The 8,617-nt window shown below is 49.2% G+C and carries 8 protein-coding genes; 4 read left to right on the forward strand and 4 right to left on the reverse strand.

Translation table 11 applies throughout. From position 1 onward, the window contains the following. Positions 1 to 257: 257 nt before the first annotated feature. Positions 258 to 1,175 (forward strand): leukocidin family pore-forming toxin, encoded by a 918-nt coding sequence (locus CAG64_RS10005; RefSeq protein ID WP_161453090.1) that lies wholly within the window; start codon positions 258 to 260, stop codon positions 1,173 to 1,175. A 79-nt stretch (positions 1,176 to 1,254) separates the two neighbouring features. Then, a complete protein-coding gene (locus CAG64_RS10010; protein WP_161488478.1) occupies positions 1,255 to 1,929 on the forward strand; it encodes a topoisomerase I in 675 nt (224 codons plus the stop codon). A gap of 29 nt (positions 1,930 to 1,958) precedes the next feature. On the opposite strand, the gene CAG64_RS10015 is transcribed toward CAG64_RS10010, so the two are convergent. The 3 genes from CAG64_RS10015 to CAG64_RS10025 all read right to left on the reverse strand — a co-directional run bounded on the left by CAG64_RS10015 (position 1,959) and on the right by CAG64_RS10025 (position 5,558). Then, entirely contained in the window at positions 1,959 to 2,831 is an 873-nt protein-coding gene (locus CAG64_RS10015; RefSeq protein WP_161488479.1) for a LysR substrate-binding domain-containing protein, read from the reverse strand. Positions 2,832 to 2,894: 63 nt separating this feature from the next. Further along, positions 2,895 to 4,298 carry an FAD-dependent oxidoreductase gene (locus tag CAG64_RS10020; protein WP_021705057.1) on the reverse strand — a complete coding sequence of 468 codons (1,404 nt, stop codon included), beginning with the start codon at positions 4,296 to 4,298 and terminating at the stop codon, positions 2,895 to 2,897. A gap of 135 nt (positions 4,299 to 4,433) precedes the next feature. Then, on the reverse strand, positions 4,434 to 5,558 hold the full coding sequence (locus CAG64_RS10025) for a M14 family metallopeptidase (RefSeq protein ID WP_161488480.1): 1,125 nt from the start codon (positions 5,556 to 5,558) through the stop codon (positions 4,434 to 4,436). Positions 5,559 to 5,834: 276 nt separating this feature from the next. Here CAG64_RS10025 and CAG64_RS10030 point away from each other — a divergent pair, with 276 nt between their 5' ends. Both CAG64_RS10030 and CAG64_RS10035 read left to right on the forward strand, forming a co-directional pair. Further along, positions 5,835 to 7,313: a peptide MFS transporter gene (locus CAG64_RS10030; protein WP_161488481.1), complete on the forward strand. Its 1,479-nt coding sequence runs from the start codon at positions 5,835 to 5,837 to the stop codon at positions 7,311 to 7,313. Positions 7,314 to 7,452: 139 nt separating this feature from the next. Beyond that, positions 7,453 to 8,235, forward strand: coding sequence for a siderophore-interacting protein (locus CAG64_RS10035; RefSeq protein ID WP_337247446.1), 783 nt, complete (start codon positions 7,453 to 7,455; stop codon positions 8,233 to 8,235). Between the two features lie 60 nt (positions 8,236 to 8,295). Here CAG64_RS10035 and CAG64_RS10040 read toward each other — a convergent pair whose 3' ends face one another. Beyond that, positions 8,296 to 8,484: a DUF3316 domain-containing protein gene (locus CAG64_RS10040; RefSeq protein WP_161488483.1), complete on the reverse strand. Its 189-nt coding sequence runs from the start codon at positions 8,482 to 8,484 to the stop codon at positions 8,296 to 8,298. Positions 8,485 to 8,617 lie beyond the last annotated feature (133 nt).

The raw sequence follows: 8,617 nt of genomic DNA on the forward strand, positions 1-8,617 counted from the left end.
AAACAGGATAAACTTAAATAGAATAAACTTATTAAACCAATGCTAATTCATTGTTATTTAAGATATAGATTCGCACATAATGAGATCTTAATCCCACTAATTCGTTATTTTCCTTTTTTTATTAAAATATAATAAGCAAACTCCACGGGCTTATTTATTAAGTGCAAATCAATAAACATCCATATAAGAAAATACTCATAAAGCTTATTAGAAAATAATAAATAAACTTTATGAGCAGCCTAAAATAGGACACAACAATGAAAAAACGGCACCTTTCTGCGAGTGTCATTGCACTCGCTTTGGTTGGCGCTTTGGCACCTGCACACGCTGAAGACACGCTGAAGGCTTACACCTCGACCCTGCTAGAACTGGATGATAGCGACGCTCGCGCTAAAAAAATCCGCTTAATTTACTCCCTGGAAAACGTCTGGAATCAGACTTTACTGCCGAATGGCGCCAAAGAAGCGAAATTGATCCTAAACGGCGGCTCAGGTTTCGATATGACGAACGTTCCGAACAAAGAACAAATCTATGGTTTCGCGTTCGGTGGGGATTACCGCTACACGGTTCCAACAGCGTTTAAGTTGGCGTTAAGCTACCTCAATGGTGCACCTCTGCGTCATATGAGTCACGCTCCGGAAAATACCATTGCAACAGCATCGGTAAGCGAATCGCTGGACTTTAACCTGGGCTTTACCGCGTCACAGTCTCCATCAATAAACGGTGGTATTTCCTGGAGCAATCGAGTGACTTACGATCAACCAGAGTTCCAGACGGTTGCGGACTTTAACCAGACCAACGAGAGCATCAGTTGGTTAATCGAAAACCGCACCATCCGTAACCACACGCCAGCAAAAGACTGGTTACTGTATCGCTGGACCAGCTGCGACATGGGCAACCTGATTGACTATAACGAACTGCCTGTTGTCATGCGTTCTGACTTCAAACCACAGGTCGGCGCGGTTTACCGTAAAAATGACATTCAGGATGGTCAGGAAACAACAGAGATCAAACTGGTCGCAGGCTGGCGTAAAACCAACTACTACTTTGGTCGCGACTGGTGCAGTTGGTACACCACTCCAGAAAATACCTGGAAGAAAAACCACGACAGCAGTCAGTGGACCGAAACCAGCCGAGCCGTAACCATCGCCTGGAACGACGCGCTCTACCATTAACAGTTTTGCCGGTGGCCACAAACTGATGACGTGTGGTTGCCGGCTTTTTCCTGCGACGAATAACGGCAAGATAATTCCAATGGCAAACAAAAAATCACTCCTGATTGGTAGCGCGCTGACCGTGTGTGCCGCACTCGGCATCCTCTGGTTGAGTTCGACACCAGCGACGTCGCCAGCCGACATTGAAGCAGCCATCGAGGCACAAAATGAGACTCCCCCCACTGAGACAGCAGTGGTGCCAGCCTCAAACTCCGATGACACCCAAACTGTCGCGTCCGTCTCACCCATACCAGCTCACGTCGATGTGGTTTCTGAGACGGTTGAAACCACCCCATGGTTGTCAGCCCCAATCACACCACTGAGTAATGAACTGTACGACTTCATTGAAGCGGAAGAAGTGAGCTACATCAGTGCCACAGATTATCCCTTTGATGAGCACAAACAGACTCAGTTGCGAGCGTTAATCAAACAAGGTTCGATGATCATGTTTGACAATACGGATCCAGATTACCTGGACAGCTACGGAGTCAGTGAAACAGAGGTGGTCTCAGAGTATTTCGGTACCGCGTCTGAAGGTGATGTGATCATTGCAACGGGCGTCACCAGAGAAGATGGCAGTATTCACTATCTGGTTTTGCCGCTGAGAAATACAGACGACGCAGACACTAGCCAATTGATAGAGGATACCAAACTGGCGGTCACTCTGCTGAAAGAGCAAAAAACCGATCTGGCGTCCGCCAATCGGTCAGAATAACCCACCAACCGCAGCAACGCTGCGGTTGTTTATTGCAAGGCCTGAGTCAGCCAGTGACAAAAGTGATCCGAAATCGGACTCTGGTGACGCACAATCAGGTAATGCCCTCCCTCCGTTACCAGGCCATACTCTCCGACCCGACACAAGGCTCCCTGCCTGAGCGCTTCCTGCACCAGCACATCACGCACCATGAGCACACCAAGATGGTTGACCGCCGCTTCCACCGCTAACAAGGTATGATCAAACTGTATCGACATGGTTAAACGGCGCTTTGCCAATCCATACTGGCTGAACAGCTGTGCCCAATTCTCCTGATAACCGCTGATCGCCAACTTATCCGCCGCCAGAAGTTCATGCATTGTGCGAATCGGATTCAGCTTCAGATAACCCGGACTGGCGACAATGACCCAGCGCTCATGGGTCAATCGCCTTGCCGTATAACTCGCATAGCTTCCCGGATAGCCATTGAGGATCTCGATATCAGCGCAACGACTGTCATCCGGCAACGGATCGGACGTAGTAGTAAGCTTGATCGCAAGGTCCGGAAACTGTCTCCTGAAGTCCGCTAACCTAGGAATCAACCATTGATGGCAAAAGCTTTGCGCTACCCTAACATGCAACTCTGCGCGCTGCCTTTTGAGAAATAACTGTTCGGTACTGGCCGACACACTCTGAAAGCTATTGGTCAGAACCGGTAGATAACGAAGCGCATGCTGAGTCAGGCTCAATTGGCTGCCTTTGCGCTCAACCAATCGGGCATCGAGAAAATGCTCCAGTTGCTTTACTTGTTGGCTGACCGCCGCCCGGGTGACATTAAGCTCCGCGGCGGCTTTTGTAAAACTCAGGTGACGCGCCGTCGCTTCAAAAGCGCGCAATGCATTAAGAGGTGGCAATGATGGCATCAGAATTTCGGCTAAAGGATTTACCTCGCATTGTATGAACAAGCTGTGACACTTTGGTGACGCTTACGCCAGTTTATCGGCTTTGCCGGCCGCAGCAGCGAGCTTCGATAGCCACTTATCCATCCGCCGGGGGCGTTCTTCACGGTCTTCTGCTGCTTCTTTACGTCGGACTGCATCGCGCACCACCATTGCACCAAGCCAGCGAAAAGGCTCTGGAGGAAAGTATCCCAACGGCCCTTTTGCCAGTCCACAGTTGGCCCAGTCATTATCTTGTTCCAGAACCAGTGAGGACAGAATTTTTCCGCCAATTCTCGTCTGTACCACACCATTACCAGAATAACCGAATCCATAGCAGATATTCTGTTGCTCCTCTAAGTGGCCAAAGAACGGCAGACCCGTGACCGAACGATCCGAGCCGCCACTCCAGTGATAATCGAAACGAACCGAACCAAGATCAGGAAACAGGCATTGGAAAGAGCGCGTCAACAACGACAGGTACCGCGTTGGCTGATTGAACATAGGATCAACCCGATTCGCAAATGAAAACCGGTTGCCCCCTTTTCCCAGCATCAAACGTCCGTCCGGTGTATCCCGGTAGTAATGGACGAAAATACGTGAATCCACCACCGCACAACCCGGCTCCGGCCCGTGTTGTTTCAGCAGCTCCGGAATCGGCGCGGTGATCGCCATGTCAGAAGACACCACAACGATACTGCGTTTGAGCTGTCGAAAATGCTCAACCATCCAGGCATTCAGTGCCAACACCACTTTATTGGCTGAGATGATTCCCTGAGGTGTATGCACCTTCGCTGGTTCACCAAACGTCAATTCTGTCATCGGCGTATTTTCATATATCCGCACACCAAGCCCGATAGCATGACGGCGTAATCCTCGCACTAACAACGCCGGCTGAACGGACCCTGCTGCGGCTGAATAATAACCCTGAATATGTCGGCGGGAGCCTGCCAACATAGCAATGTCTTCATCACGACATGCATGCCAACTGTTGATACCCAAACGCTCAAGCTCATCCACTGTAGGTTGCATGGTATCTTTTTGTGCTGGGTTGGTCGCGGTGTAGTAGGTCCCGCTGCGGCGCAACTCCGCTTCTATTCCATACTTTTGGCAGAAGGTTTCAATCTCATACACCGCCTGTTCAGATTCTCGCACCAGCCACGAGGCGTGCTGCTCACCAAACAAGCGTTTCAGCGTTGGGTATTTGGTCGACCAGGTCAGCATGCAGCCACCATTCGCTCCGGATGCGCCGCTGCCACACAGCCCTTTATCTATCACGACAACATCCAGATCCGGCTGTTGCTGCTTGATCAAAATTGCGGTCCACAGCCCAGTGTAGCCGCCTCCGACTATCGCGACATCGGCCTGAGTATCTTGAGAGAGTACGTGCGGGGCCGACGCTATTTCTTGTTCAAGCGCTTGTTTAAACCAAAAGGAAGGATGGTGAGACATAATATTTCCCTGTTCATTTGCTTACTCGCAGAGTAACGCTGAACAGGGCGGCGGCGTAGCAAGAACATCTTACGCCTGCCCGCAGATTTTCTAACGGCATAAAAAACGCAGGCTCAACGCCTGCGTTTTAAAAGGTTAAATCTTATCGGTCACAGCCAGCGCGGCGGTTAATACGTCTTGTCCAAACAGGACACTGCGCTCAGGCGACCAGCCGTAAAGCGGATCCGGGTAGTTGTTATTGTCCTTAAACGGCATTTCAATGGTGTAAGACAAACACTTGAACTGCTCTGCCACCCAGTTTGAACCTACGGTCAGATTAGCCTTGCCCGGCTCGTCCTTGTCGTAGCCGACTTCGTCCTGGAACTCCGGTGTAATAGTGAACAACGCCGCTTTAAACGCTTTTTCCAGCTCAGCCAGACGCTGATCATACGACGGGATCCCTTCAGAGCCGGCCACAAAGTTATATGGAATCGCTTCGTCACCATGAATGTCCAGGAACATATCCACGCCAGTTTGCAACATACGTTCACGCACTAAGAACACTTCCGGACTCTTGTCCATCGACGGCGTCTGCCATTCACGGTTCAGGTTCACACCCACGGCGTTGGTACGCAAGTGGCCACGAATGCTGCCATCTGGGTTCATGTTTGGCACCACATACAGCACCGCTTTTTCCAATAACGCGCGGCTGACAGTATCACTGTCGTCCAGCAGGCGGTTAACCATGCCTTCAATAAACCACTCCGCCATGGTTTCACCCGGGTGCTGACGTGCAATGATCCAGATATTCTTCTTACCTTCCCCGGGCTCACCGAAAGTCAGCAGGCTCATGTCATTGCCATCCAGTGTATGACCCAGAGTTTCCAGCGTGCAGTGGTGTTCGCTTTGTGCCTGATGAAGTAAATCCAGATGGCGCTCATAACTGTAAGGCGCAAAATAAGCGAAATACATTGAGCCACGTTCAGGGATCACCGTAAAACTCAGCGTATCACCATCAAATTCGGCAGGGACACGGAACCATTCTTCACGGTCGTAAGACGCCACAACATCATAATCTTTCCACCCTTCCGGATACGCCGATTTCGCCAGTTGACCGATATGGAATGTGTGTGCCACATCCGCCTCACTTTCAAGACGAAAATGGAACCACTGATAGAATTCAGACTGGTTGTCATTCGGGATCCGTAACTGGATGTTGTCCTTATCGTCGGCGCTAACGATGTGAATGCTGCCACTGTCGAAGTTGCTAAAAATCTTCATTGATTTACTCACCTTTGCATCTGAGCCATAAGCTCTCAGGCTAACACAAAGCAAACCGGATCAGCATGCGTTTCCTCCCATAACAGCACCCATTCGGATAAATATCACCCAATGCAAATGTATTGGAGCATACCCATTAGAAATTCATATGCGAAGATTAGAAAAAATAGTGAATATCGTGTGCTTTTTGGGATGGTTGTTTCAAATTATCAATTACCACAAATGATAAAATAATAAGCATAAAATACTATACTAAACGTACTTGAAGAGAATTTTATGTGGAATAAACTCAATAAATCAATGATGTTTTGCCAGGCCATGTTTGGCCTTTCCTTTTATGGTGTCATGGTCATCCTGACCCGTTTCTTCTTAGAAGATCTAGGGTATAGCGAAGCGGACACCATGATGGTGGTGGGTGCTTTTTCTTCAATTGGCCCCCTGTTTGCCATCGCCGGTGGCTTTATCGCCGACAAGTTCCTTGGGGCATACCGTTCTCTCACCATTGCCTACGGTACCTTTGCTACAGGCTACATACTATTGGTGCTGGGTGCTTCAGCCACCAACGTCCCTATGAGCCTGGTGGGTATTGCGCTGGCCAGTTATGCCCGAGGCCTGATGTCTCCTTCTTACCCCAGTTTATACAAGCGTACTTTTGCCACAGAAGAAGACTTTGAAAACGGCTATCCGGTGAACTATTCCGTCAACAACGTCGGTGCTTTGCTGGGACAATATCTGTTCCCAATGTTTGTGCTGGCCATTGGTTTCAACGGCAGCTTTGGCCTGTCGGCGACCATGGCAGGTCTGGCGTTCATTACGCTGATTGTGTTCAATAAAAAACTGGTCAGCGTTGGGGCGGATATCGATCAGGCATCAGTGAGTACTAAAAACTGGGCTGCATTCTTCGCCTTGTCAGCCGCCATGGTAGGGCTGGTCTTTTTCATGTTCTCCAACATGGACGTCGGCCAGAATATCGTTTATGCGATTGGCGCTGCGGCGATCTTATATTTCATTTCACTGATGCTGAAATCGGATAAATCGGATGCCCTCAAAATGGGCACCATTCTGATCATGACGGTTCTGACAACTTGTTTCTTCGTGTATTACGGTCAGATGATGACATCAATGACCATGGTGACCATCAATACCATGCGCGGCGACCTGTTTGGCCTCATTCCCATTGCTCCGGAGGCCTCTATGGCCATGAACCCGCTATGGTGTATCGTCGCCGGTCCGGTGATAGCGCTGACTTTCTCCTCACTCGAAAAGCACGGGATCAACTTCTCAACCGCCACCAAAATCGGATTTGCGTTCGTGTTCACTGCCATCGCGTTTGGTATTCTGACGTTGGCTGTAACGAATGTGGGTGAAAACGCCATCATCCGTCCGGAAATCTTCCTTGCGATTCACTTCTTTCAGGCCTTTGCAGAAGTGATTGTCGGTAGCATGGTGGTGGCCTTTATTCTTTCTGTAGCCCCTAAACACATCGAGAACTTTTCAGTTAGCCTGTTCTCGGTTGCGATGGCGCTGAGTGGCATTGTTGGCGCGGTTTTCTCGACATCCATCGCGCTTGAGAAAGGCCAGGCAGTTACCCAACAAATTGTGCAAACCGTTTACGGCGATTATTTCCAACTGCTGACGGTACTGGCTGTCGTTATGGTCGCCATTGCTCTGGTTTGCTCTTTCATCATTCGCAAAATGCTGGAAGCCGCCCGTCAGGAGCCGGGGGATAAACTGGCACAGCCCGAACAGGCCTAACGTCTTCTTTTCCAACCAGCCCCTGCCAGTCAGGGGCTTTTTTATTGTCCCAGTGTAAAATTAAGTAAATGATAATGGTTATCATTGAATTTCGTATCATTGCCCCATATGCTTAAGCAGTTACATTACACAGAGAAAAATTATGAATAAACCGACCCCTACCTCGCTTGTTGTCTTATCGACCACGCAACTGACGCCCAATATGCAACGTATCGTGTTGCAAGGGGACGGACTGAGTCGTTTTCCTACCGATTGTGCCGGTGGTTACATTAAATTGTTGTTCACGCCAGAAGGCGGTACCGATCTGAGCGTATTGGATGACAACGCCCGGCCAGTTATGCGCACCTATACGATTCGCGAAATCGATCATCAGTCTGCGACAGTCACCGTCGATTTCGTTCGTCATCAGGTGAATGATACGAGTTGTGGTCATGCCGCTCGCTGGGCCATGCAGGCAAAACCCGGTGACACCATCAACATTGCAGGCCCGGGAACCATCCAAAACCTGAATACCGACGCAGACTGGTTCTTCCTCACCGCCGATATGACCGCTCTGCCAGCGTTGTCTGTCAAACTGGCCTCCTTACCCGAAAATGCGCGTGGTTATGCCGTCATCGAAATACAGGATAAAGACGATATTCAGGCCCTTGAGGGGCCAGCAGGCGTAACACTGGATTGGGTCATCGCCGATACCAAGACCAACCGTTTTGTCGAAAAGGTGAAAGCAAAAAACTGGTTGGCGGGCAATGCGTCTGTTTGGTGTGCATGTGAATTCGAATCAATGCGCGCATTGCGTCAATACTTCCGCAATGAACACGGTGTGGATCGCGAGTTCATTTACATCAGTAGCTACTGGAAAAATGGCGTCACCGAAGAGGGTCATAAAGTCATTAAGCGCGAAGACGCTGAAGCAACAGCGTAGGGTCATAATCATCAAAAAGCGGCCAAAACGGCCGCTAAAAAGTGCTAGCTTAAACAATAATTAATATTTACCGTCACGGTAGTCGTATTCGTAGCTGACATTCACAATCGGCTGATACGCAATTTGGCCGTTGTTCATCGACTCTTTCACCGTCACTTCCGAATTTGTGATTTGGAAAGAGCGTCTATTGATGGGATCCATCCGGGTTGGCAAGGCCTGACTTAATTCATAGGACGATTTGGATTTCAAATCACATGTAATTTCATAAAATCATTAAATATCATAGTGATAGGCAACAATAAATCTTCCAAGCCTCGACAATAAAACACACCTTTATACACATTGTGTTTTTAGCCAAAGTCCTACAAACGTATAGAGTGAC

This window comes from Vibrio sp. V38_P2S17PM301 (genome assembly GCF_009904845.1).
GTDB classification, from domain to species: Bacteria; Pseudomonadota; Gammaproteobacteria; order Enterobacterales; family Vibrionaceae; genus Vibrio; species Vibrio proteolyticus.